The 23,147-nt window shown below is 57.3% G+C and carries 21 protein-coding genes; 8 read left to right on the top strand and 13 right to left on the bottom strand.

Annotation, left to right across the window (positions count from 1 at the left end; all coding sequences use genetic code 11):
• Positions 1-35: 35 nt before the first annotated feature.
• The gene (locus AC5S26_RS18435; RefSeq protein ID WP_494186392.1) at positions 36-2,267 is read right to left on the bottom strand and encodes a hypothetical protein; all 2,232 of its coding nucleotides are present in this window, start codon (positions 2,265-2,267) and stop codon (positions 36-38) included.
• 415 nt (positions 2,268-2,682) lie between these two features.
• Between AC5S26_RS18435 and AC5S26_RS18430 the strand changes: the two genes are divergently transcribed.
• Positions 2,683-3,474: a hypothetical protein gene (locus AC5S26_RS18430; RefSeq protein WP_494186391.1), complete on the top strand. Its 792-nt coding sequence runs from the start codon at positions 2,683-2,685 to the stop codon at positions 3,472-3,474.
• A gap of 72 nt (positions 3,475-3,546) precedes the next feature.
• Here AC5S26_RS18430 and mutL read toward each other — a convergent pair whose 3' ends face one another.
• Positions 3,547-5,496, bottom strand: coding sequence for a DNA mismatch repair endonuclease MutL (mutL, locus tag AC5S26_RS18425; RefSeq protein WP_494186390.1), 1,950 nt, complete (start codon positions 5,494-5,496; stop codon positions 3,547-3,549).
• Positions 5,497-5,694: 198 nt separating this feature from the next.
• Here mutL and AC5S26_RS18420 point away from each other — a divergent pair, with 198 nt between their 5' ends.
• A complete protein-coding gene (locus AC5S26_RS18420; protein ID WP_494186389.1) occupies positions 5,695-6,306 on the top strand; it encodes a methyltransferase family protein in 612 nt (203 codons plus the stop codon).
• Positions 6,307-6,417: 111 nt separating this feature from the next.
• Here AC5S26_RS18420 and AC5S26_RS18415 read toward each other — a convergent pair whose 3' ends face one another.
• Positions 6,418-6,951 (bottom strand): PEP-CTERM sorting domain-containing protein, encoded by a 534-nt coding sequence (locus AC5S26_RS18415; protein WP_494186388.1) that lies wholly within the window; start codon positions 6,949-6,951, stop codon positions 6,418-6,420.
• A 317-nt stretch (positions 6,952-7,268) separates the two neighbouring features.
• On the opposite strand from AC5S26_RS18415, the gene AC5S26_RS18410 reads away from it, so the two are divergent.
• Positions 7,269-8,621, top strand: coding sequence for a Gfo/Idh/MocA family protein (locus tag AC5S26_RS18410; RefSeq protein ID WP_494186387.1), 1,353 nt, complete (start codon positions 7,269-7,271; stop codon positions 8,619-8,621).
• Entirely contained in the window at positions 8,614-9,654 is a 1,041-nt protein-coding gene (locus AC5S26_RS18405) for a DUF6807 domain-containing protein (protein ID WP_494186386.1), read from the top strand. Before AC5S26_RS18410 ends, AC5S26_RS18405 begins: the two co-directional genes overlap by 8 nt.
• A gap of 71 nt (positions 9,655-9,725) precedes the next feature.
• Here AC5S26_RS18405 and AC5S26_RS18400 read toward each other — a convergent pair whose 3' ends face one another.
• The 5 genes from AC5S26_RS18400 to AC5S26_RS18380 form a co-directional block, all read right to left on the bottom strand.
• Positions 9,726-10,925 (bottom strand): pyridoxal phosphate-dependent aminotransferase, encoded by a 1,200-nt coding sequence (locus AC5S26_RS18400; RefSeq protein ID WP_494186385.1) that lies wholly within the window; start codon positions 10,923-10,925, stop codon positions 9,726-9,728.
• A gap of 191 nt (positions 10,926-11,116) precedes the next feature.
• Positions 11,117-12,685, bottom strand: a complete 1,569-nt coding sequence (gene pyk, locus AC5S26_RS18395; protein ID WP_494186384.1) for a pyruvate kinase — start codon at positions 12,683-12,685, stop codon at positions 11,117-11,119.
• A gap of 112 nt (positions 12,686-12,797) precedes the next feature.
• On the bottom strand, positions 12,798-13,658 hold the full coding sequence (locus AC5S26_RS18390) for a YihY/virulence factor BrkB family protein (RefSeq protein WP_494186383.1): 861 nt from the start codon (positions 13,656-13,658) through the stop codon (positions 12,798-12,800).
• Between the two features lie 44 nt (positions 13,659-13,702).
• Positions 13,703-14,188: a thioredoxin family protein gene (locus AC5S26_RS18385; protein WP_494186382.1), complete on the bottom strand. Its 486-nt coding sequence runs from the start codon at positions 14,186-14,188 to the stop codon at positions 13,703-13,705.
• A 127-nt stretch (positions 14,189-14,315) separates the two neighbouring features.
• Positions 14,316-15,335, bottom strand: coding sequence for a VWA domain-containing protein (locus AC5S26_RS18380; protein ID WP_494186381.1), 1,020 nt, complete (start codon positions 15,333-15,335; stop codon positions 14,316-14,318).
• 520 nt (positions 15,336-15,855) lie between these two features.
• Between AC5S26_RS18380 and AC5S26_RS18375 the strand changes: the two genes are divergently transcribed.
• Positions 15,856-18,153 carry a sensor domain-containing protein gene (locus AC5S26_RS18375; protein ID WP_494186380.1) on the top strand — a complete coding sequence of 766 codons (2,298 nt, stop codon included), beginning with the start codon at positions 15,856-15,858 and terminating at the stop codon, positions 18,151-18,153.
• Between the two features lie 60 nt (positions 18,154-18,213).
• Here the strand turns inward: AC5S26_RS18375 and AC5S26_RS18370 are convergent, their stop codons facing one another.
• Both AC5S26_RS18370 and AC5S26_RS18365 read right to left on the bottom strand, forming a co-directional pair.
• Entirely contained in the window at positions 18,214-18,471 is a 258-nt protein-coding gene (locus AC5S26_RS18370; RefSeq protein ID WP_494186379.1) for a GlsB/YeaQ/YmgE family stress response membrane protein, read from the bottom strand.
• A 90-nt stretch (positions 18,472-18,561) separates the two neighbouring features.
• A complete protein-coding gene (locus AC5S26_RS18365) occupies positions 18,562-18,786 on the bottom strand; it encodes a hypothetical protein (RefSeq protein WP_494186669.1) in 225 nt (74 codons plus the stop codon).
• Here AC5S26_RS18365 and AC5S26_RS18360 point away from each other — a divergent pair.
• Together AC5S26_RS18360 and AC5S26_RS18355 are read left to right on the top strand one after the other, a co-directional pair.
• On the top strand, positions 18,679-19,056 hold the full coding sequence (locus AC5S26_RS18360; protein WP_494186378.1) for a VOC family protein: 378 nt from the start codon (positions 18,679-18,681) through the stop codon (positions 19,054-19,056). The genes AC5S26_RS18365 and AC5S26_RS18360 overlap by 108 nt on opposite strands.
• Positions 18,941-19,204, top strand: a complete 264-nt coding sequence (locus AC5S26_RS18355) for a VOC family protein (RefSeq protein WP_494186377.1) — start codon at positions 18,941-18,943, stop codon at positions 19,202-19,204. Before AC5S26_RS18360 ends, AC5S26_RS18355 begins: the two co-directional genes overlap by 116 nt.
• Here AC5S26_RS18355 and AC5S26_RS18350 read toward each other — a convergent pair.
• Both AC5S26_RS18350 and AC5S26_RS18345 read right to left on the bottom strand, forming a co-directional pair.
• Positions 19,182-20,444 (bottom strand): sensor histidine kinase, encoded by a 1,263-nt coding sequence (locus AC5S26_RS18350; RefSeq protein WP_494186376.1) that lies wholly within the window; start codon positions 20,442-20,444, stop codon positions 19,182-19,184. The two genes, AC5S26_RS18355 and AC5S26_RS18350, sit on opposite strands and share 23 nt — an antisense overlap.
• Positions 20,445-20,813: 369 nt before the next feature.
• Positions 20,814-21,548, bottom strand: a complete 735-nt coding sequence (locus tag AC5S26_RS18345; protein ID WP_494186375.1) for an ROK family protein — start codon at positions 21,546-21,548, stop codon at positions 20,814-20,816.
• A 518-nt stretch (positions 21,549-22,066) separates the two neighbouring features.
• Between AC5S26_RS18345 and AC5S26_RS18340 the strand changes: the two genes are divergently transcribed.
• Positions 22,067-22,516: a TonB family protein gene (locus AC5S26_RS18340; RefSeq protein WP_494186374.1), complete on the top strand. Its 450-nt coding sequence runs from the start codon at positions 22,067-22,069 to the stop codon at positions 22,514-22,516.
• A gap of 98 nt (positions 22,517-22,614) precedes the next feature.
• On the opposite strand, the gene thpR is transcribed toward AC5S26_RS18340, so the two are convergent.
• On the bottom strand, positions 22,615-23,145 hold the full coding sequence (thpR, locus tag AC5S26_RS18335) for an RNA 2',3'-cyclic phosphodiesterase (protein WP_494186373.1): 531 nt from the start codon (positions 23,143-23,145) through the stop codon (positions 22,615-22,617).
• Positions 23,146-23,147: the final 2 nt, after the last annotated feature.

Raw genomic sequence — 23,147 nt, 5'->3', positions numbered from 1 at the left:
GATGAAGAGAGGAAGTTTTGAGGGTGTCCCGGGAGCTACTGCCCCCGGTCATCCTTAAATTTGCGGGCTGGTGCTCCGCGTTTGCCGAAGGGCTTTTTATTGCCTTTGAATTTGTCGAAGGGACCTGCCCCTGCGGAGGACGGTCCATCGGCCTTCTTCGCAAACTTTCCGCCCGGCTTGCTAAAGGACTTTTTCTTCGCAAACTTCGCCCCTTCGCCGGAGCTGAAACGCTTCGGCTTTTCGAAGGATGAATCGCCGGAAGCTGCAAAAGGCTTTTTCCCGCCAAAACTCTTTTTGGGACCGAAAGACTTGCCTCCGCTGAAGGATTTTTTCGCGCCGAAGGATTTGCCGCCACCAAAGGACTTTCCGGGGGTGAACGGCTTCCTGGGTCCGAAGTCACCGCGAGGACGAGTCTCCGTGGGTGCCGAGTCGCCGTGGGCCTCGCTGCCCGATGCCGCAGGACGCGGTTTGCGGAAGCTGTCGCGCGGCGCATCGAATTTACGGAACGGCGGCCCCGAAGGTCTGCCTCGATCGCTGCGGCCCTTGAACCCCTCGGAGCTGCGTTCGCGATCGAATCTGGGCTTATCGGAGAAGTCGCGGCGCGGACGAGCGGGGCGATCCTGATCGTCGCGACGGAAGGAGGGTTTGCCTGCGAAGTCGCCGCGAGCCTTATCTGCGAAGGTGCGCCGTGGACCAAAAGACGGACGCTTGTCGTCACGGTCGAACCTTGGCTTGTCGGAGAAGTCACGACGCGGACGGGCGGGGCGATCCTGATCGTCACGACGGAAGGAGGGCTTGCCTGCGAAGTCGCCACGGGCCTTGTCCGCGAATGTACGGCGAGGGCCAGAAGAGGGGCGCTTGTCGTCACGGTCGAACCTGGGCTTGTCGGAGAAGTCACGACGCGGACGGGCGGGGCGATCCTGATCGTCGCGACGGAAGGCGGGCTTGCCTGCGAAACCGCCGCGAGCCTTATCCGCGAACGGGCGCCGTGGACCGGAGGATGGACGCCTATCCTCTCGCTCGCCTGCTGCTTCTCCTCCCGGAGCTTCAAATGAGCGTTCCCGACGGGGGGCACGATCACGCTTCTCTTCATCCCAGGGGCGTGTAAAGTCGCGGCGCGGAGGACGGCTATCGCTGCGTTGATCGCCTTCGCGACGCTGGAAGGGGCGGCGTTCGCGATCTGAGCTGCCGCCAGGTCGCGGAGGACGGCTATTTGTTCCGCCTCGAGTTACAGATCTTTCCCTACCTTCGGCGAATCGACGCGGCGCCGAAGCCGGACGCGAAGATGGAACGAATTTCGCAATACGCGGGGCCGATTGAGCTTCGACTCCCTCCCCTTCCGTAGTCACGACGATGGCATCGACATCATCCGGCGCGGGCTGAGCAAGGGGCGCAAATACAGGCAGTTCGCCGGTAAGGTAGAGAGTATTTTTGCCATCGAGGACGAGGGTTTCGAGCTGGCGTGCGCCGATGAGCGCGCGAACGACCTCACGAATGCGAGAGCGGGAGGTAAGAGGCGAGAGGAAGGTCTCAACCTCATCTTCGCCAGGAAGAATGGACTGACCGAGATAAAGGGAGATGAGTGCGGAGAGGGCCGTGGGCAGGCCGGCGTTTGCGCCGGATTTGATCTGCTTCGTATACCGGGTGGTCGCGAGCTCCCAGAGTGTGACCGTGCCGTCGGCCTGGGGAACGGGGAGGACGCGGAGATGCTCCCACAGCTCGGTGAGGGCGCGAAGAGCTGCAGTCTCGGTGACCTCGTTGCCGAGTTCCATGGCGAGCTCTGAGGCGCTGAGACTGCCCTTGGAGGAGATGATGTTGTAGCTCGCCAGCGCGAGTGGGGAGACCCTGGAGGCTCCGCTGGTCACGGGAGGCTGCTTCCATGCCTTGTCGCCGCGAAGGGTGAAGATGTAGGGCAACACCGCGGGCGAGACGAGAAAATCGGGGACTTCGGAGCCGGTACCGGTGGGTGAGCCAAAGAGATGGAGTGGGATAACGGCGCCTTCGGCGACGAGGCGAGCGAGAAGGATGCGAGGCTGCTCCAATTGCGCGAGCGTGGGAGCCAGAGTGGGCTCACCGAGAACCGCTTCGGCAAAGCTGGGTGCAGGTACGGGCAGCTGCTGGGGGCGCGGAGTATAGAGCAGAAGACCGGAGGTGTTAATCCAGTCGCGCAGCAAATCGAGGGTGAGGAGGGGCTGCGCATCGTGGTGCCAGTGCGCTAGGCGCGTTGCGGCAAGCTGGCCGGCAGATGGAGCTATGGAGGTGTTCAACGTAATGCCTTCCTGCCGGGCGCGGTGCTTGGCGCAGCGGCAAATCCATAAGCCTGGGCCGATGGATGACGTTCCCTGGTTTCAAAGTGGGAGCGGCGTGCGACAAAATGGGCGCAAAAACCTCCGCTGCACGTCATTTACAGGATACCGCATGCGAGGCAAAGATGGGGGCGGCAGATGAAAGATGATTCGATGGCTGCCACATTCACAATCCTTGTCGAATCAAACTTTCCGCGAAACGAGACAAAAGATCCCTTCTCCAAAAGGACCCTTGAAAATCGCAAAATATCAGGGGTTTTCTGATGTTTCGCGCAGAGGTTCCCCTAAGACGGCAGAGGCAACGTGAGTTCGGCCGGAGTCGTCTGACGTTGGGTGCAGGTTTAGCAAAATGCCTGTCCCGGAAAGGAGAAAGCCTATGACCAAGACGGCCTCGATTGTCTCACTGGCAGTTATGTCGGTGGCACTGCAGACGCAAACTACGACCTCTCCTCAGATCCCCGATCCTGCCATGACGCCCGGGACCACGCAAACGGACTCACAGCCGCGCGCGGCCACGGGTACTGCGGCTCCGCAGACCAGTCAGAAGGCTGGGCAGTTGCAGGCTGCGAGCGTTTCCGCAGAGCTGACAAAGAGCGTCGACACGAAAAAGGCCAGGGTTGGGGATGAGATCAACGCAAAGATTACCAACGATGCGAAATTACCTGACGGAACGGAATTACCGAAGGGGACGAAACTGGTTGGCAACGTTGTGGATGTAAAAGCGAAGTCGAAAGACGAGAACGATTCCCACCTGGTTTTAGCGTTGAACCGTGTGGTGCTGAAAGATGGGCATGAGATGCCGATCAAGGCTGCGGTCACGTCCATGACGGCGCCAGCTTCCAACGCCAGCTTCGACATGCCCTCCGGAGGAGGCGCTGTGGGTGGAGGCGCACACTCGGGTGGCGCATTGTCTGCTCCGAGCACACCAGCTCCAAGCATGTCCGACGGAACGAGCGGTTCGGCTCAGGCGACTACGGGAGAGATGCTGAAGAGCGCCCAGGATCGCGTGGCCGTTGGAAATAAACCCAAGGTGATGTTGAGCGCGCCAGCCACTCCAGAGAGCGCTGGGATCCTGGATGCGCAGGGAGAGAATATCTCTCTCGACAGCGGCACGAAGTTCACAGTCAATGTTGCCTGGGACAGAGACAGTAGAGCAACTCCCCTGTAAACATGGGCTTTGATGGGAGGCGCCATTTTGAAATAGGCCGCCTGCCATGCAGATGAGTCGTGCATTTCAGAATCAGATGCGATGGAAGGCTTTTTGAATGTCTTTCAGGGAGTAGCGTAGAGCGATAGGACGGCCGTGCGGACAGCTGGTGGGATGGTCGGTCTTTGCCAGCTCGGCCAGGAGCCAGTTGATCTTCATCGGATCGAGCGGTGTATTGATCTTGATGGCTGCGTGACATGCAATGGATGCGGCGATGCGGGTACGGCGCGCCTCGGAGTTTTCGGCCTGCTGCTCACGATCGGGTACGGAGAGAACTTCTTCAAGCATGCGCTCGAGCTCGCGGCCTTCGAGCCCCACTGGCGCGGCTTTGATGGCGATGGTCTGCGGGCCGAAGGGCTCGGCTTCGAAGCCGTTTTGCTCGAGCTCCTGTGCGAGACGGGCGAAGGACACCATCTGCGCCGGAAGAAGATCGATTAACAAAGGCATCAGGAGACGCTGGCGTTGGACTCGCTCGATCTCGCGGTCGCGAAGGATTTTTTCGAAGAGGACGCGCTCGTGCGCGACGTGCTGATCGACGATCCAGAGGCCTTCATCATTGACGGCGAGGATAAAGGAGTCGTGGAGCTGCCCGAGAGGCTTGAGAGTGGCGAGCGCGTTGAGGGTGTGGGCTTCGCCGTCAGGTTCAAGACCTCCCTCGGAAGCGGAGTCGTCGTAGCCAACTGGAATAGGCGCTTCGTTGAAGGCCAGGCGGCCGGGAGAAGTGGCAACGGCGGCGGGCTGAAGCGTAAAGGCTGCAATATCGGCCGCGGTTGGTGCGGCATCGGAGCCGAAGCCTTCCGGGTCGCGGATGGGATCAAAGACCGGCTGCTCGGGTCCGTTGGGCAGGGGGCTGACATCGACGAGGAGCGAAGCGCTGGCCAGGGGGCTGTTGTTGAGCGCCTGCAGGAAATCCGCCGCAGGGCGAGCGTGCATGAGCGCGGTGCGCACCGTGTCGCGAACGAAGTCATGAACGAAGGCGGATTGACGGAAACGGACCTCGGTCTTCGCGGGATGGACGTTGACGTCGACCTCCTGGGGCGGCATCTCGAGAAAGAGAAGGACGACGGGATATGAGGTCGGCGGAATGATGTTGCGGTAGGCCTCGGTAAGCGCGTGCAAGATGAGGCGATCGCGGATGAGGCGTCCATTGACGAAGACGTAGATGGAATTTCGATTGAGCTTCTGCAGCTCAGGCTTGGAGACGAATCCGGAGAGGCGAAGGAAGCCGGGGGCGGGGGGTTCGTAGTCGGCCTCGCGCTTCCAGGGCGGAGGCTCAGGAAGGCCGGCGCGGGTAAAGTCCATCTCCGCAGCCGCAGGAATCATATGCGAGCTGGTCTCTTTGCCGAAGATCTGGAAGAGGCGGTCAGAGCTGGTTGCGGCCGTTGGCGCGGTAAGGAGCGCCTGGGTGGACGAGTGCAGCTCGAAATGACGCGTGGGATTGGCCAGCGCGTAGTGGGTGACGAGCGCGGCGATGTGCGAGAGCTCGGTCTGCTCGGAACGCAGAAATTTACGACGGGCAGGCGTGTTGTAGAAGAGGTCGCGGATGGTGATGGTGGTTCCGACGGGCAGGCCGGCTGGTTCGACGCGAAGGATGTTTCCGCCAGCGATCTCGACGATGGTTCCGGAGTCCTCCTCGGCGGCACGGGTCTCGAGGGTAAGGCGCGAGACGGAGGCGATGGACGGCAGCGCTTCGCCGCGAAAGCCCAAGGTGGCGATGGAGAGCAGGTCGTCGGAGGTACGGAGCTTGGAGGTGGCGTGACGCTCGAAGGCGAGAAGAGCATCGTCGGCCACCATGCCATAACCGTTGTCAACGATGCGGATGAGCTTGCGGCCGCCAGCTTCAACCTCGACGCGAATGCGGGTGGCTCCTGCATCGAGCGAATTTTCGAGCAGCTCCTTGACGACGGAGGCGGGGCGCTCGACGACTTCGCCAGCAGCAATCTGGTTGGCCACCAGGTCAGAGAGGATGCGAATGCGGCCCATGTCCTTGATTGTATGGCGACGAGGCAGTGCGGAAAACGGGGCACAAACTATGCGGCATCTTACTGGGATGAGAGGTGAAGGCAATGATTCGCAAGCTGAAGACTGGAGAGTTCCGGATTTACTCACGGCACGTAGAGCCGAAGACGAACAAACGGAAGAATCTTGGCACGTTCGCAACCCGCGAAAAGGCCGAGGAGCATGAGAAAGCTATTCAATATTTCAAACGGCATTAGCAAAGTGCCAGATGCGAAGGTGCATAATGGCGCTGTGCTGGGCTTGCTGATTGTTGGTGGAGGATCCGCTCTTTGGCTGGCGCCGTTTCTGATTACAGATCGCGGCTCGGGCAGTGTTGTGGTCGTGGACCGACGCGCCCGCTGGGGACTGCTGCTGGAGAGTCTGGGCATTGCGATGATGTTGCTGGGACGATTCTGGACAGTCGATATGCCTTCCTGGCGCAGCAGCGTGGCAATCGTCTTTTTTCTTCTGGCCGCCCTGCTCTCGTGGACGGCAACACACGCACTCGGACGACAGCTTCGTTTCGACGCCGCCATCGGGACAGAGCACAGATTAGTCCACAGCGGCCCCTACCGCATTGTTCGCCACCCAATCTACTGTTCGATGCTGTGCCTGCTTTGGGGAATCGGGTTCGTAGCCGCTTCGCCATGGCTGTTTGTCAGCGCAACTGTGGTGTTCCTGGCCGGAACCGAAATTCGCGTCCGAATTGAAGATCGATTACTGGCGAGACGATTCGGAGAGCGATTTGAGCAGTTTCGGCGTTCGACATCAGCCTACGTCCCGATGATCCGTTAGCTCTGAAAATTCTGAAGCGGAAAAACGGCCAGACCGGGGAAAGATGCGCCCCCCGGCCTAGATACAAGGCCGGGGGGTTGAGCTCGAAGACCAACAGGTGAGCTCGAAAACTTAGCTGAGGCGATTGGCACGAAGGCGGCGAAGAAGCTCTCCGCCTCCGCCGAGAAGTCCCGTAGTGAGCAGAACCAGGGAGCCGGGCTCAGGAACGGACGAAGGAGCTGCCGGAGAGGCGCTGAAGGTTCCATAGGACGCGGACTGGCCGTCGTTGTAGTAGAAGACATAATTCGCTGTGGAATGGAAGGTAAACCGGTTGGGTGTCGTCCCAATGGTCTCGGCGAAGGTGATGTCATTCAACTGGCCGTCGAGGAAACGGACGAGGGTATTGCCGGTTGCTCCAGCGAGAGTAAAGGTCTGGCCTCCGATGTTGAAGACAACATCGTCCAGCTTTCCGTTAGACACGCTGTAATCCGAGATTCCGGAGGCGGAGGGAGCGCCTTCGAAGGTTATAGAACCGGTTCCTCCGTACGGAGAAGAGGCGTTCGGGGTGAGAGTCAGGTTGTAGGTAATTGTTTCGGCGAGCAGTGTAGCGGGACCAGAGAGAACCAAGGCAAAGGCAGTGAAAGCTAACGTTCTAAAGTGACGCATGTAGGAACTTACCTCGTGATGGTGGAGCTTTGTACTTTGCCTTACTGCACATCTGGGACCAAAGAGTGAAACAGCGATTAAATGAGGTTTTTTGAGGAACTTGATCCTTCTTTGCACTCAGAGAGGAAAATCTTTGCCCATCTTCCAGCGGAAAAGGAAAATTCAGGGCAAGTGTCGCGGAGCAGGCCTGGCTTCAAGGTTTAGAGATAAAAGTGGCCAGACCTCTTGGAATTTCTGTACACTTCGCTGACCAGCAAACAACAGGACCCCTCAACACCCAAACGTTGCGGGCAGTGATAGACCGAGGAGCGATCGAAATGACATTGCAGAATACGAACCGGCGTGAGTTCGTGAAGATGGGAGCGGCAGTGGCGGGAACCGTAGCGTCCTGGAATGCGACGAGTTACGCCAAGATCGTAGGCGCAAACGACCGTGTACGGGTGGGCGTCGTGGGATGTGGCGACCGAATGAAGCAGGCCCTGATTCCCGCATTTCACATGCATCAGAAAGAGATGAACTTCGAGTTCGTAGCGGTGTCCGATATCTGGAATCGTCGACGCGAAGAGGGCGCGGCTTATATCGAAAAGGTGAGCAGCAACAAGGTTGAGCCCGTTCGGAACAACGATGAACTGTATGCGCGCAAGGACGTCGATGCGGTGCTGATCGCAACGGCGGACTTCCAGCATGCTCAGCATGGCGTGGAGGCAGTCAAAGCCGGACGCGACGCCTATGTCGAAAAACCGATGGCCCATACGATGCCGGATGCCCGCGCTATTCGGGACGCAGTTCACGGCAGCAAACAGGTCGTACAGATCGGAACGCAGCGGCGGAGCACGCCGAGCTACCAGAAGGCCTACGAGTACATCAAGTCGGGCAAGTTCGGCGACATCGTAATGGTTGAGATGACGTGGAATGTCAATCAGCCGGGGCGGTGGCGCAGGCCAGATGTCGTGCCGCTGCTGAAGGAAGAAGACACGGATTGGAAACGCTACCTGATGCACAATCCCTACGAGCCGTTCGATGCACGGAAGTATCTCGAGTTCCGGCTGTTCTGGCCCTACTCCTCGGGAATTCCGGACCAGTGGCTGGTCCACCAGATCGACACCGTGCACTGGTTCAGCGGCTATCCACATCCGCGCAGCGTGGTCGCGAACGGCGGCAACTATCTGTGGCATGACGGTCGCAAGAACTGGGACACGATGACAGCGGTCTTCGACTACGGCCCGGAGGACGATCTGACCAAGGGATTCCAGGTGCAGTATTCCTCGCGCTTCACGAACTCCGCGGGAGGCGTGAAGGAGCTTTACTACTCGAACGGCGGAATGCTGGATATGGACAAGCAGACGGTTACTCCGACGGGAGGCCTGTCGGCAAAGTCAGCGGCGGAGATGAAGATGAAGGCCAATCAGCTGGAGCCATTCTCGCTGAGCAAGGCCGTGGAAGAGACTTCCACTTCGGCCAACACGGGAGCGGACAATCAGACCTCGGCCAACATGCGCAACTGGATGGACTGCGTGCGCTCGCGCAAGACGCCAAACGCGAGCGTCGATGCCGGTTACAGCCACTCCGTAGCGCTCTGCATGAACATCGCCGCCATTCAGACGGGACAAAAGGTCACCTTCAACGATAAGACGCAGCAGGTGATGGTCGGAGGCAAGGTCTATGCGTAAGCTGCTCGCGCTTTGCTGCCTGGCTGGATTGTCCATGGGAGCGAACGCGTTTGCGAAGGATGGGGGTAAGGGCGTCAAGGTGGTTGCAGACGAGGCGAACAGCCGCGTCGATATCACCATCGACGGCAAGCCCTTTACCGCATATGTATGGCCTACGTCACTGAAGAAGCCTGTGCTGTTTCCGCTAGTCGCCGCCGATGGTGTGACGGTGACGCGTGGGTATCCGCTCGCTCCCCGAGACACGGAGCGGGTGGACCATCCGCACCATGCCGGTTTGTGGTTTAACTACGGCAATGCGAATGGATTCGACTTCTGGAACAACTCGGACGCCATCAAGCCTGAGAATCGCGGAAAGATGGGGACGATCCATCATGACAAGGTTGTCTCGGTCAAAAGCGGAGCAAAGGGTGAGCTAGTAGCCGATTCGGTGTGGGAGACCGGCGCCGGGCAGAAGATCTTCAACCAGAGGACGAAGTATGTCTTCTCGGCGAAGGGGGATGCCCGGACGATCGACATGACCGTTATCCTGACCGCTCTCGACAAGGTCGTCTTTCATGACGATAAGGAAGGCGTGCTCGGAATCCGTGTAGCGCACTTTCTTGAGTCACCAACCGAGAAGGGCGGCACCTTTGCCGATGCGAGCGGACGAGAGACGAAGGTGGAAGGCAATACGGCAGGAGCCACCGGAGTCTATCGAACAAGCGAAGGCGTAGAGGGCGATGCCGTATGGTCGACGCGCGGACGCTGGTGCGAACTGACCGGCCACACCAAGGACGGACACACCGAGACGATTGCGATCTTCGACCATAAGGGAAATCCAGGGTATCCGACCTACTGGCATGCACGCGGCTATGGCTTGTTCGCGGCAAACCCACTGGGAAGGAAGATCTTCGATGCCAAACAGCCACAGTTCGACTACACGGTAGAGAAGGGCGCATCAGCGACCTTTCACTATCGGATTACGATCTCGTCGCACGCGGTTACGGTGGATGAGATGAATCAAGCAGCGGGTGCTTTCGAAAGCGGAACGTAGTTCGATCCTTCAACATTAAAATGTGAAAGCCGCCCTTTTTACGGGCGGCTTTTTTACATTGCCCTCTGCCGCTAGACGTAAACACCGTCACGATGGATACGTCCAAGTGGCGATTCGTTGAAGGCTGCAGCAGGAGTGTCCATCGCTTTCTTGAACGACGTCTGGAAGGCCTGCATCTCCGCTGGCAGACCGACGGTGACGCGGACGTAGGTGGGCCACGCAGCCCAGCTTCGGCCGATATGAACGCCATCCTTGGCCATCAGAGTACGGATCTGCGGGCCGGGGCGCTTGACGTCGATCATGAAGCAATTACTCTCCGATGGAATGAAGGAGTAGTTGTTGTCCTTCAGCCAGGCAAAGGTCTTGTTACGGGTATCGGCGATCAGCTTCTTACGCGTAGGCACAAGATCGGAGTCCATCAGGCTAGCCTGAGCTGCGATCATGCCCGTGATCGGCATGGGAGATTGACCATAATGCTCCAGCTTCTTGAGCAGGTCGGGACGGGCAACAGCAAAGCCGCAACGGATGCCGGCCATGCCGTAGATCTTCGAGAAGGTGCGCAGGATGATGACATCCTTCCCTGCCTTCACGTGGTCGATGGCAGACGTGGCATCGGAGAGATGGATGTAGGCTTCGTCTACCAGAACGACAGCGCCCGCCGGTTTGTTTGCCACAGCATAGTCGATCTGTTCCTTGCTGGTGGTGGTGCCGGTGGGATTGTTCGGGTTGCAGATGTAGATCAAACCGGCGCTGGAATCGGCCTTCACCATGGCGGCGGTGTCGTGTGAATGATCTGCGGCGAGCGGGATGGCATGAATCTTCGCGCCGGCAATCTCGGCGGCACGCTGTCCGGCCTCGTAGGTGGGATTGCCACAGACGAAGCTGCGGGTGGGCGAGGTGAAGGCGAGCGAGCTGTAGTGAAGCGGCGGGCTGGAGCCGTCGTAAACCATCACGTGATCGACGGGGACGCCCATCTGCTCGGCAAATATCTTCATCAGGCCAACGTAGAGCGGCGGAGCATAGCGGCCGCCGTTGGGAATGATATCGGCTATGGCCTTACGGGCAGAATCGGAGGGTCCGAGAGGATTCTCATTGGCGTCGAGGTAGATGCCATTCATCGAGAACTCGGGAACAGCGGCTCCCATGGCGGCGCGGGCGAAGTGGGCCTCAGTGAGGATGGGCGCAGCAATGGCAGCGGCGGAGGCAGAGCGAAGGAAGGAACGTCGTGAGAAGGAACTACAACCCGAAAGCTCATTTAAATGCGAAGACATGACTAGCTCCTGACGTGAAAGCAGTGCGAAATCGATTCGTTTGTATGACTGGGAGATGAGGACGAGGAACGGACGGGGTTGCACTCGCTGTGGACAGAGTGTAACGCCCGGGGCAATCTTTCACAAGAGAATGGTGACGAAATACAGGCCACCCGTTCGGGTGGCCTGCGTGACACTCAACAACCAGAGAGTCAGCGTTTCTTCTTCTTCTCCGACTTCCCTGTCGCTTTCTTCTCTTTTTTCACAGAGGGCGCAGGCACGGCTGAAGCCTCGACGTCGCGATCGCCGATCATGTGCAGCCGCATGAAGTTGGTGGCACCGGAGCGAGTGCGGGTCCCGGCGACGATACCCACGATCTGTCGTTCCTGGACACTGCCATGGCTCTCGAGGATCTCCTCCGCCATGTTGACGAGGGTGTCGGTATCGTGAAACCGGCCGCAGAGGATGGGATAGGTTCCCCAAAGGAGCATGGAGCGGTTGATGACCTGTTCGAAGGGAGAGAGAGCGTAGATGGGGGGATCGGGACGGTACTTGGAGAGGAGACGGGCCGTGGCTCCGGTCTCGGTGAAGATGGCGATGGCGGCAACATCGAGATCATCGGCAGCGTGGGCCATACACTCGCAGATGGTTTCAGCCACAGAAAGACGCAAGCCGCGTGGGTGACGGGAATCGGCAGGAGGATCGAGGTGGATCTGCGCCTCGGTCTCCGTAACGATCTTCGCCATCATCGCAACGGCTTCGAGGGGATATTTGCCGGCGGCGCTCTCGGCAGAGAGCATTACGGCATCGGTACCGTCGTAGATAGCGTTGGCAACGTCTGAGGCCTCTGCACGTGTAGGACGGGGATTTTCGATCATGGATTCGAGCATCTGGGTGGCGGTAATCACCGGTTTTCGATACTCGGCCGCGCGACGAATGATGTGCTTCTGGATGGCGGGAACTTTTTCCGGAGGAACCTCCACACCGAGATCGCCGCGAGCGACCATGATGGCGTCTGTCGCTTCGAGAATGGAATCGAGATGCTCGATGGCCTGGGGCTTCTCAAGCTTGGCAACGATCCAGGCATCGGAGTTGAGCGCCGCCAAGCGGGCTTTGACATGGCGAATATCGTCGGCGGTGCGTACGAAAGAGACAGCGACGGTATCGACGCCTGCGCCGATGGCAAAGACCAGATCCTCTTCGTCCTTTTCGGTGAGCGAGGGGACCTTTACCGGGATACCAGGAAGGTTGATGCCCTTGTTTTCGCCGAGCATGCCTCCATTGATGATCTTGCAGACGACGTCGCCGCCCTTGATCTTCTCCACGTGCAGCTCGATGAGGCCATCGGAGAGCAGGATGCGGGATCCCGGCTCAAGATTTTCGGCGAGCGTGGTAAAGGTAGTTCCTACCATCGAGGCCGTACCAGCGATCTCTCGAGGCGTGATGATGAGTTGTTTGCCGGCGATAAGCTGAACCGGCTTATGGTCCTTCAGCTTTCCGGTGCGGATCTTGGGTCCCTGCAGATCGGCGAGGATGCAGATGGGCTTCCCTTCCTCCTTCGAGACCTGTCGGACCATACGGATGAGCTCAGCCTTCTGCTCATGAGAACCGTGAGAGAAGTTGAGACGAGCAACATCAAGGCCGGCCCGGACGAGTTGGCGGAAGACTTCGATGGAACTGGAAGCGGGGCCGAGAGTGGCGACGATCTTGGCGCGACGGCCACGGCCTGTTCCGGTAAAAGAAGAGGCCTCAGTAAGCATGGGATTCGCGGAGGTAGTCATAGAAGCTGCTGGATCCTTTATAACCGTCGCGGTTGATTCCCCGATGGCATGACCAATAAAGTTTGTACGTTCGTCATTCTAACCGTGAGCGGGCTTGCATGGGTAAAACGGCTCAGGATGAAGGAGAAGAAGCGTCGTCGAGATGAAAGGCAAAGTTGAACTCCGCACCGAAGAGGACACTTAATGAGACGATGTAAAGCCAAAAAAGAAGCGCGATCCCCGCTCCGAGTGATCCATAAACCTGGGAGTAGTTGGCAAAACGCGTGACATACCAGCCGAAGATCAGCGTAGTGAGAAACCACATCGTCGTCGCGGCAATGGCTCCCGGGAGAACCTGACGCCATGGCTGCCGGATGGGCGTCCCCATGTGATAGATCAGCGCAATAAGACCAACCGAGCCTGTGAGAGCGACCACCCATCGCACGATCAACGCGACAATAAAGACCTCCGTTCGGATGCCCGGCACGACATGATTTGAAAGCCAATGCGTGATGACACTGCCGAAGACGATCAGGGAACTCGCAATACCCAAGGGAACCAGGGAGAGGGGCACCAGGGCATAGGCACGCGCGTGACGGCCCCAGAATGTCCAGCAGTTCTGGGGAAGGTCATGAGCCCTGCGAAATCCCTCCATATAGGTCGAGATGAGGCCCGAGGCACCGGTAAGGGAGACGAGAAAAGAGAGGAGCAGAACATGAGTGGATTTACTTTTCTGATGCGGGGCATCGAAATAGCCTTGAAGGATTGGCAGGACTTCGGCGGGAAGGACTCGGTCAAAGAGTGCTCCCAGCTGGCTGCGCACCGGACCGGTATCGGGCAGCAGCGCAATGATGGCAGCCGTGACCAGAAGCGTGGGAAATAAAGCCACTATCGCAGAGTAGGCCGACGACTGGGCAAGGTTCGGAACATCATGTTCCATCGCCCGCAGCACGGCACGATGAGCGATGATGGGGATTCGCAGCAGTCGTCTCACGGATACAGTCTATTCTGTGGGGATTCTATGCGTTCAAGATTAAGTCAGGCCTTCCAGCGATTAAGAAATTTGGTCACGTCACTGAATGTCGTGTGCTCGAACTCTTTTTCCTTTTCTGAATAGAGGAGCTTGCCGTTGGCATCGAGCACGGCAAGCGCGGGAACGCCTTTCGTGATAGGCACCTTGTACTGCCTGGCGATGTCGACATTACGATCCATATGCCCGATGTCGATACGGACGAGGATGAAATGTTTTTCCAGCAGTGCTGCATTGGCACCCTGGTGCATGTAGAGATCGAGGACGAAGCAATCCCCACACCAGTCACCCCCGAAATCGAGAATGACTCGCTTCTTTTGCAGCTTCGCCTGCTTGAGAGCAGCGGCTATGTCGGCCCTGGCATTTGCCGTCGGAGAATAAAGCTGCTTCTTCACAAACGGGGTCGTCATCTGCGCCCCTGCATGGGAGAGCGGCGCAATCGCAAAGGCCAACGCTGCAATCCCGGTGAGCACGAACGTTTTTCCTAGAAGCATGACGGTTGTTGCCCTCCGGGGCGCGCCTCGCAAGGCATCCTCCACTTATCATGCACGAGCCGTTCGTTCGACCGCAAGAAAGAGGCTGAGACGGTAGAGTTCTGCCGCATTAGGTTAGGGTTTACGGCTACTTGCCTGCATAGTAGCCATCGCGGGTTTGCACGATAACGCCGTTACGATGGGCCGTCAGATCAACCTGATGGTATCCATCGGCTGCGGTTGCCTTGTCGGGCGTATATCCCAGTCGATACTGCGCGCGCAGTTCCTCAGCGATCTGATCGTAGATCTGGGAGATGGTTTGCTTTTTCGAAACCTCAAAGAGCCTTCCTCCGGTCTCTTCCGAGAGCTGGCGAAGAATCTTCTTCCCATCCACGTGACTGGAGGAACCACCGTTTCCACTGCCTCCTGGAGAGCCTCCACCGGGGTATCCACCCCCGCGGCTTCCGGGATAACCACCGCCTGGGAAGCGTCCGCCGCCACCGCCATGATGTCCCCAGTCTTGTTGCTGCGTCTCTTCTCCCTTGAAATAAATGGAATACACGATCGTGTCTGTCCGTTGAATACTCTCGAGCGCCTTGTTCAGGGTCTCTTTGCTGCCTTTGTCAACACCGTCCGAGAGAATGATGAGTGCTTTGCGACCCTGGTGCTTCCGCATCAACTCATCGGAGGCAAGAAAGGCTGCGTCATAAAGTGTGGTGCCGCCCGCGTAGGTACGCCGGCCGCCATGGCGACTGCTACGGTCGTCACCGCTGTCGTCGGGGTCGGATGACGCGGATGAGTTTGGAGAAGGGGTGTCGATCTCCTTCAGAGCCGCCTGGAGCTTAGCGCGCGAGTTTGTGATATCTCCTAGGAGTTCGACCTGACGGGCAAACTGGATCACGAAGGCCTGATCTTTCTCGTTCGTCAACATGTGATCGAGAAACGTAGCACTGGCCGTGCGCTCGTCGTCGATGACGGAACGCTGACTCAGGCTGGTATCGACCAGAAGGCCAAGTACCAGAGGAAGATTGGAATCGATGTCAAAATAACGAATGCTTTGAGGGTGGCCGTCGACCTGAAGGCTGAAATCGTTCTTCGTAAGATCGTGAACCAACGCTCCCTTCTTGTCGCGAACTACAACCGGAAGGTTGACCAGGAGGGCATTCACCGAAATTCCTGGGGCTGTTGTGGCGGGATGGGCCTCCGCCGTGCTCGATGAGCTCTGTTGAGCTCGACTGGGCCGGCATAGAACACTGGACATGAGAGCAAGGCACAAGAAAAACAGGATTGGGAGGCTCCGGCGACGAATCATGTCCTTTTAGACCAAGTTTTCAGTATTGTGTTTCGGTGTCCTCTGGAGAAGAAAGCGAGGACGGTTCGGTAATCACAGGTATGTAGACTTTCGTAACTTAAACCTCGGAATTTCTTTCGAGATCGGAGTTTGTAGAAATTCGATCTACAACAAAAGAAGCTATTTGTGGTATTCCTTTCGAGAAAACAGATTTTGCTCGAACCGCCTTTGAAAACTAAAGAGGTAGATGCTACTTTGCATCATTGAAAGAAAAAAGGTAAAAGCGGTTTACGCTGCTAATGAAGGCCGGTAAACCGAATGCGCTATCTCCCGGAGTATTTTCTTGAGGGCTTGGGTGCTTGATTCTCCGTCCCGACCATGGGCGTGGAAGACCAGTTTGTCTGCGGCCCCCGTGTGTGCAGCGATAGGCGGCTTCTCGCGCACTCACCACGATGCCGTTCTAGGTGGAGTCGCTGCTGCAATTGTTGCAGTGGTGGGAATTGCCCTCGCGGTACTATCTTTGTGGCGCAAACGCATGCATAGCATCCTTCACAAGCGATTTGAAGAGGCACAGACGAAGTTCGGCGCAGCAGCCGAAGCAAGCCTCGATGCCTTTTTTCTCCTGGATGCGATGCGCGATGCAAGCGGCCAGATCATCGACTTTCGCATTCACTACTTGAACAAAAATGCGGAGCTGTTGATTGGGAGAACGCGCGCAGAGATCGTGGGACAGAGCCTCAGCGAAATTATTTCTTCGGTGAAGAGTTCGGGTCGTTTCGATCGATACTGCGAGGTCGTTGAGACCGGCCTTCCGATGGATCATGAGTACCCTGTGCCACAAGGCAACCCGTTGCAGGCCACCTGGCTCCGCTACCAGGCCGTGAAGCTTGGGGATGGTCTGGCGGTCACCTGCAGCGACATCAGCACGATCAAAGCCACTCAGGCTCGCTATGAGCATCTCCTCGAATTCAACGAGTCTGTCTTCCAAAATGCTCCGTTCAGCATTGTCGCGACCGATGTGCAGGGCACGATTACCGCAATGAACCTCGCGGCAGAGAGATTGACTGGTTATAGTTGCGAGGAACTGGTGGGCAAAGCTCCACTCACGGTTTTACACGACGAGCGAGAACTTGCTTCGGCTGCTCGAGACGCGGCTGCTACCGATGATTCGGTGGAGCGGGCGGGCTTCGAGGTCATCTCAGCAGGAGTTTTGGAAGGCGAGATCCAGGAGAAGGAGTGGACGCTCATACGGCGAGATGGCAGCCGCACTCCAATCAATCTTGCGATGCGTGCCGTGACCTCGGATTCTGGCGAGGTGAGCGGATTTGTCGGAATTGCCTTCGATATCACCGAACGGCGGCAGATGCTGCAATATGTGACGCATCTGGCCACGCACGATCAATTGACCGGACTGGTAGGGCGCGCCTTGCTGCGCGACAAGACCGTGGAAGCGGTGGAACGGGCACGACGTTACGGAACCAAGGTTGCAGTCTTCGTCGTCGATCTCGACCAGTTCAAACGCATCAATGATTCGTTAGGCCACACGTCAGGAGATCAGATTCTGATTGAGACGGCATCTCGGCTGCGGCGTTCGGTTCGCAGTACGGATGTGGTCGCGCGAGTGGGAGGTGACGAATTCGTCGTTGTGATGCCGGACATCACCAGTGTTACCGATGTTGAGAACTGTGCCCTGAACCTACTCACCCGGATGTCGCCTGAAATCCAGATTGAGGGGCAACTGGTGAACGTGACGGTGAGCGTAGGTGTCTGCATCTATCCGGACTTCGCACCGGACGCCAAGCATCTTCTGAAACGGGCCGACTCGGCCATGTACGTGGCCAAAGAGAGCGGCCGGAACCAGTATCAGATCTTTAGTGAAGACATGCTGAAGGAGACAGCGGACCGGCTCTCTATGGAACACGGACTTCGCCATGCCCTGGCGAATGGAGAGCTATGCCTGCACTATCAGCCACAGGTATCCCTGACAACCGGCTTGATTACCGGGGTCGAAGCTCTACTGCGGTGGAATCATCCAAAGCTTGGCAATGTTCCTCCCACACAGTTCATTGGGTTGGCAGAGGAGACGGGACTCATTGTTTCTATAGGCGAATGGGTCTTTATGACCGCCTGTCGCGAGGGCAAGGCCCTACAGGATGAGATGGGATCCGATCTCACTATTTCGGTGAACTTGTCGCCGAGGCAATTTCAGCAACGCAACCTGGTACAGGTGATCGAACACGCACTTGCGGTAAGCGGGCTTTCGGCAAGAAATCTCGAGATTGAGATTACCGAGAATATTCTGATGGTGAACTCGTCTGGAAACCTCGAAAAGCTCCAGAGAATCCGGGAACTGGGAGTACGCATCTCCATTGATGACTTTGGCACGGGGTTCTGCAGCTTCTCCTACCTTTTGCAGTATCAGGTCGATCGGCTGAAGATCGATCGGAGCTTTATCAAGCAGGCTGGGACCGACCCGAATGCAGCCGCGGTCGTGAGGACGATCATCGCGATGTCCCATGGACTGGCGATCCGCGTGGTGGCGGAGGGCGTCGAGAGCGAAGAGCAGCTACGATTCCTGATGCGTCGCCGATGCGATGAGGCGCAGGGAAACTATCTCGGATTCCCCGTAGCCGCAAAAGACTTCGGAGCCTCCGTTCAGGGATACAGTGGCATTGGTGTGCTGCAGAGTATCTAAATCTGGTTGGTGGCCACAATCAAGTGGATACAAGGTGGCCGCAGCAATGCATCTTTTGGGCTAGACCACCTGACGGCGCTTGAAGAAGTGATAGATCGCAAGCAGAATGATCGCCCCGATCAGGGACATGATAAATCCGGCTGACTGTCCCTCCTGGTAATGACCAATGAATCGGCCGAGAAAGGTTCCCAGGAAAGAACCTGCAATCCCGATGATCATGGTCACCAGGATTCCGCCGGGATCTTTTCCAGGCATGATCAACTTGGCAAGCGCACCAACGACAAGACCGATAATCGCGGTCCAAAGCAAGCTAAACATAGACGCTCCTCCATGCTCGATTTTTACGGGCTGGGCCCTGACAAATCCCGTGGTGCGGACAGCATACTCCACCCATGGCATGTATTGAGCCTATAAAAATGAACCGGATGCGAAAGTTTTCTCTACTGGATTTTCTTTTTCACCCGTTTCCATGGGGAGAACAAGCATCCATAGGATGCTTTTCAAGCGGTCGTTCATCCAATCGCTATGAGTGAAACCATTGGTCGCTCCGGAGCACCGATTGATCCTGGCGTACGATTGGGCCATGTTCATCTCAAGGTGGCGGATCTCGATAGAGCCCTCGATTTTTACCATGGGATCCTCGGCTTCGAGATCACGCAACGACTTGGTAACTCCGCCGCGTTTCTTTCTGCGGGCGGTTATCACCATCACATCGGGGCTGAATACATGGGAGAGCCGCGGTGGCACGGCGCCGCCCCATGGAACAACAGGTTTGTATCATCTCGCAGTGCTCTATCCAACCGAGGCCGCCCTAGGGGATGCATTCCATCGTCTACTCCAGGCCGAGATTCCTCTCGATGGCGCAGCGGATCATGGCGTCAGCGAGGCGCTGTATCTCCGTGATCCTGACGGCAATGGGGTTGAACTCTACTGGGACCGTCCGCAGGAGCAGTGGCCGCGAGATAAGAGTGGGACACTCGCGATGTACACCGCGCCGCTGGACCTCAAGAAGCTACTCGCTGCCGCTTCTAATAGGCTCGCAGGCGATTGATGGGAATACGGACCTGGAAACAGGTCGCATGCGGCTTTGAATCCAGGGCGACCGATCCGGAGTGCTTGCTGACAATACGCTGCACCGTATCGAGTCCAAGGCCCATAGCCGTTCCGATTGGCTTGGTGGTAAAGAAAGGCTCAAAGATGCGGGACTGAATCGCCTCTTCTATCCCAGGACCGTCATCTCTAACTTCAACAAGCGCCGTTTGTCCGGTCACCCGAATGGAGATGGTGAGTGTGCCGCGATCGTGCATGGCGTCGAGCGCATTTTCAATAAGAGCCGACCAGACCTGGTTGAGCTCGCTGCCATAGGCACTTATTTGAGGGAGATCCTGCTCGAATTCGAGGTGAATCTTTACGTGAGCGGTTCTCGAGCGAAACATAGCCAACGTATTTTCGATGGATACAGGGAGGTCAATATCCTGAATCGGCGCCTGATCCATATAGGAGTACCCGCGAATGGCGCTGATAAGCTCAAAGATACGTTCGCTCGAATCGACAACCGTGTCTGCCATACGCTCGACGCGAAGCGATCCGGCAAAGGTTGCGATTGCCGGCGATAATGTCTCAGGGCTGAGCGCAGCCGCAAGGGCGTCCAGCATAGGAATCGGTATCCTGGTCTCGGCAAGGGCAGGCGCGATGCTCCATGGAGTAGTAACACGGCGCTCTTCAAGCCAGCGCAAAATCTTCTCTTCGTAATCACTCGCCTCCATCGGACTTTTAGGAATGAGTGAAAAGCCGGCGGAGCCGTGGATGTAATCCCGGGCGCTCTTGACCCAGGAATTGTATTGCTCAAGCTCCTCATCCGAGCGAAACAGTCGTCCCAGACGGTACTTTGCTTCGTCCGTTTCGCGAAGCTCTACGGAGAGACTCACGGCGGACCGCTGCGCCGCGGAGGCGGGATTATTGAGTTCATGGGATAGATTCGCAGCAAGCTTACCCAGCGCCAGAAGTTTCTCTGCCTGCTCGTCCATCCTCGTGAAGTCCCGTGTGCGATCAAGAAGAAGTGCTACACAACGCTGCGTCATCGATGGGATTGCGCGCAGCATCTCTTCAAAAAGGTCTTCGTGGATGTCCAGTACCCAAACTGGTCCTACCGACCGGCCGTCGGCACCCCAGGTCTTCATGCGCGAAAATGGCAGTTTACCGGTCAGTCTCGAGGTTCTGCCTACAAAACGAGCAACGGGTCCGGACTTACGCCGCTGTGCGATCACCTCTCCACGCAGAATGATATTCATGTGGTGCGAGGGCTCGTTCTCACGAAAGATGAGCGAGCCATCGGGACCAACGCGCTCAGTCGAGTGGGTAGCGAGCCAGGTGTACTCTTCGGTGGTCAGTCCGTCGAGTCCGGAGATCGTGCGCAGAGCGGCGACGATCTGCTCTGTCGATGCCGGCTCCGGAGGTGGCGAGGCCAGCTGATTGACGGGCGAAGAGACACCTGAAAGGTCGAGACTGGATGGAGCGGCGATCTTGACCTCCCTTTTGTCGGTTCGTTGATCTTCAATTAAAACAGAGAACGGCTCTCGATAGGATAAGGCAACCAGATCAAGCGAAACTCAGCCCGGCGTGCGATTCCATCATTATCCAAAGCGAATGTGACAGACTGCTTACTCCTTTGTGGAACGCCGTGCCTGATTCACCACAGTGGCCGAAACCTTCAATTCTTCGCGGTCCTTCCATAGGCGAAGGCCGCCTTCGATCGCATTGCTGTTCGCGCCCAGAATGATGTGAGGAGGAAGCTGTTTCATCAGCTTGGCATTTCCTCCCCCAAGCAGGACATACTCGCAAACGAGAGCATTCTTCAGGCGTTCTATCACGTCCAGGACCGATTTGCGCCAGCGCTTCTTCCCTCGAAGCTCTAATCCATCTCTGCCTACGTAATCCTCATAGGTTCGCCCCTTCCGATACGGCAGATGAGCAAGTTCCAGAGGCACGACCGTGCCGTCGATTACCATCGCGGAACCGAGTCCGGTTCCGATTCCCAGAAAGAGCATTCGGCCCCCGCGATAGCCTCCCAAGGCCTGCATCGCGGCGTCATTGATGAAGCGGAGAGGTTTCTTGAACGTTTCCTGATAGGGAAAATCGATCCATCCTGCAGCAAGGTTGTGGGGCTCTGCAAGTGGGCGATCGTGCGATACCGGCCCCGGATAGCCAATCGAGATGTGATCGTATTTCCAGCCTTTGGTGCCGAGAATCACCTGTTCGGCCATCTGCTGCGCGTTCATGGTGGGACCGGAAGGGATCTTCAGGGGAACACGTTGATCTGTCGACGCGACCTTTACGTGAGTCCCGCCGATGTCGATGACAAGAACATTTTTCATGTGGGAAAGAATACAGCCCATTTCTAAATTCTCAACGGAAGCTCTTCAATTGGCGGTTCACGAAGCTGATTGACTTCGGTACCCTCCCCACTGTTTTCCGCGCAAAGTCTTGATTCCGCGCAACTTACGCGAGGATCAAACTCGCAAAATATTCCAACAAAAAGACTTACCGCCAGAATGCAGAAAATCAACAGTTTATGCCTTAGATCCGGGCAACCACCTTTTGGGCCCATCTCCAGTATAGCCAGGCGGACAAAACTAATCGGCAGTCCTAAACATGCTTTATTTCAGTAAGTTACGTTCGAAGCCGGCTTGACAGAGCTCTTTTTCTCACCTACCGCCCAAATTCAGGGTGAGATCCGTACGATATCCGCTCAAACAGCACGCCTTCTTTTCTAAAAATCGGCCCGACTGGCTGGATCTCGTAACTAAGACTAAGAAAATAAACGGATTAAACATTTTTATAAATAATCTTTGACAGTCGTATCAAGTTTCTACAATAATGGTGACGGGTACTTATCATCTCAAGGAGAAATAGCATGCGTCAAGCGCTTCTGGCCACCCTCTTTCTGTCTCCCGTTCTGCTTCATGCTCAGGCAAATTCGCCTGCACAAACCCAGATCGCTCTCGCGGCTCGGCCAGCAGCTCCGGCTGAGGCAGGCGCGGCCGGCGATCGCGGCACTGTTGCAAAGCCCGCACGCATCTCCACCGGTGTAGTTGCCCCTAAGCTTGTTCATTCCGTCGCGGTCGACTCCGAAACGACCAGCCCCTGGACGAATGTCATCGCCAATAGGAGCGTAACGGTCGGTATGATCGTGGACGCGACCGGAAAGCCCACCAATCTGACGATCGTCAAATCGGCTGGCCCGGCTGTAGACCACAGCGTGCTGGCTGCTGTCAGCCAGTACCGCTTCGAGCCAGGAACGGTCAGCAACCAGGCTGTCTCCTTCCCCCTGAACCTCGAGATCAACCTCGTCAACGGACGATAACAACGGGCTCCCGATTTCCTCTGAAGGGTGCGGACTTCGATGAAGTCCGCACTTTTTGTTTCCCACTTCCTTTTCCAGGAAGACTCTCCATCTTCTGCTTAACCGGCGCCTGCTCGCTTGCTTGCGAGAACCTCGTAGCTTGAGCCTTTGGCGCTGAGATGGCTGCGATAGAGATTCACTTCCTCTACACGAAAGCTGTGCCGCGCCGGATCGATACGCGCCATCTGGGTTTTGGCGAGCCGCAGAGGAGAGCGGAGGCGTGCGAGCGTGATGTGCGGGCGATAGGGACGAGGCTCCGGAGGAAAGCTGCAGCGAGTCATTCGCTCTACGACCTGCTCCTGAAGACGCAGTAGTGCCGACGCGGGATCGACCTCCGCGAAGAGGATGCCGGAACGAGGGAAACTTCCGAGGCCGGTGATCCTGATATCAAGCATCGTCATGTTCAGCCCGGTCAACTCTTGTTCGATAGATGGAAGCCTGTCTTCTGAGACTTCGCCGAGGAAGACCAGGGTGAGATGCGCCTTCTCAGGTGCAGTCCAGCGAGGCTCGGGAAGATGCATCGTTTGCGCCGTGCGTATCAGGGATCGGGTGAGTTCGACCGGGATCGGCAGGCCGATAAAGAGGCGCATGT

The sequence above is a fragment of the Edaphobacter sp. FHG110511_03 genome (assembly GCF_059115365.1).
The sequence above is the reverse complement of the archived record's forward strand: the minus strand, read 5'-3'. Positions and strand labels throughout refer to the sequence as shown.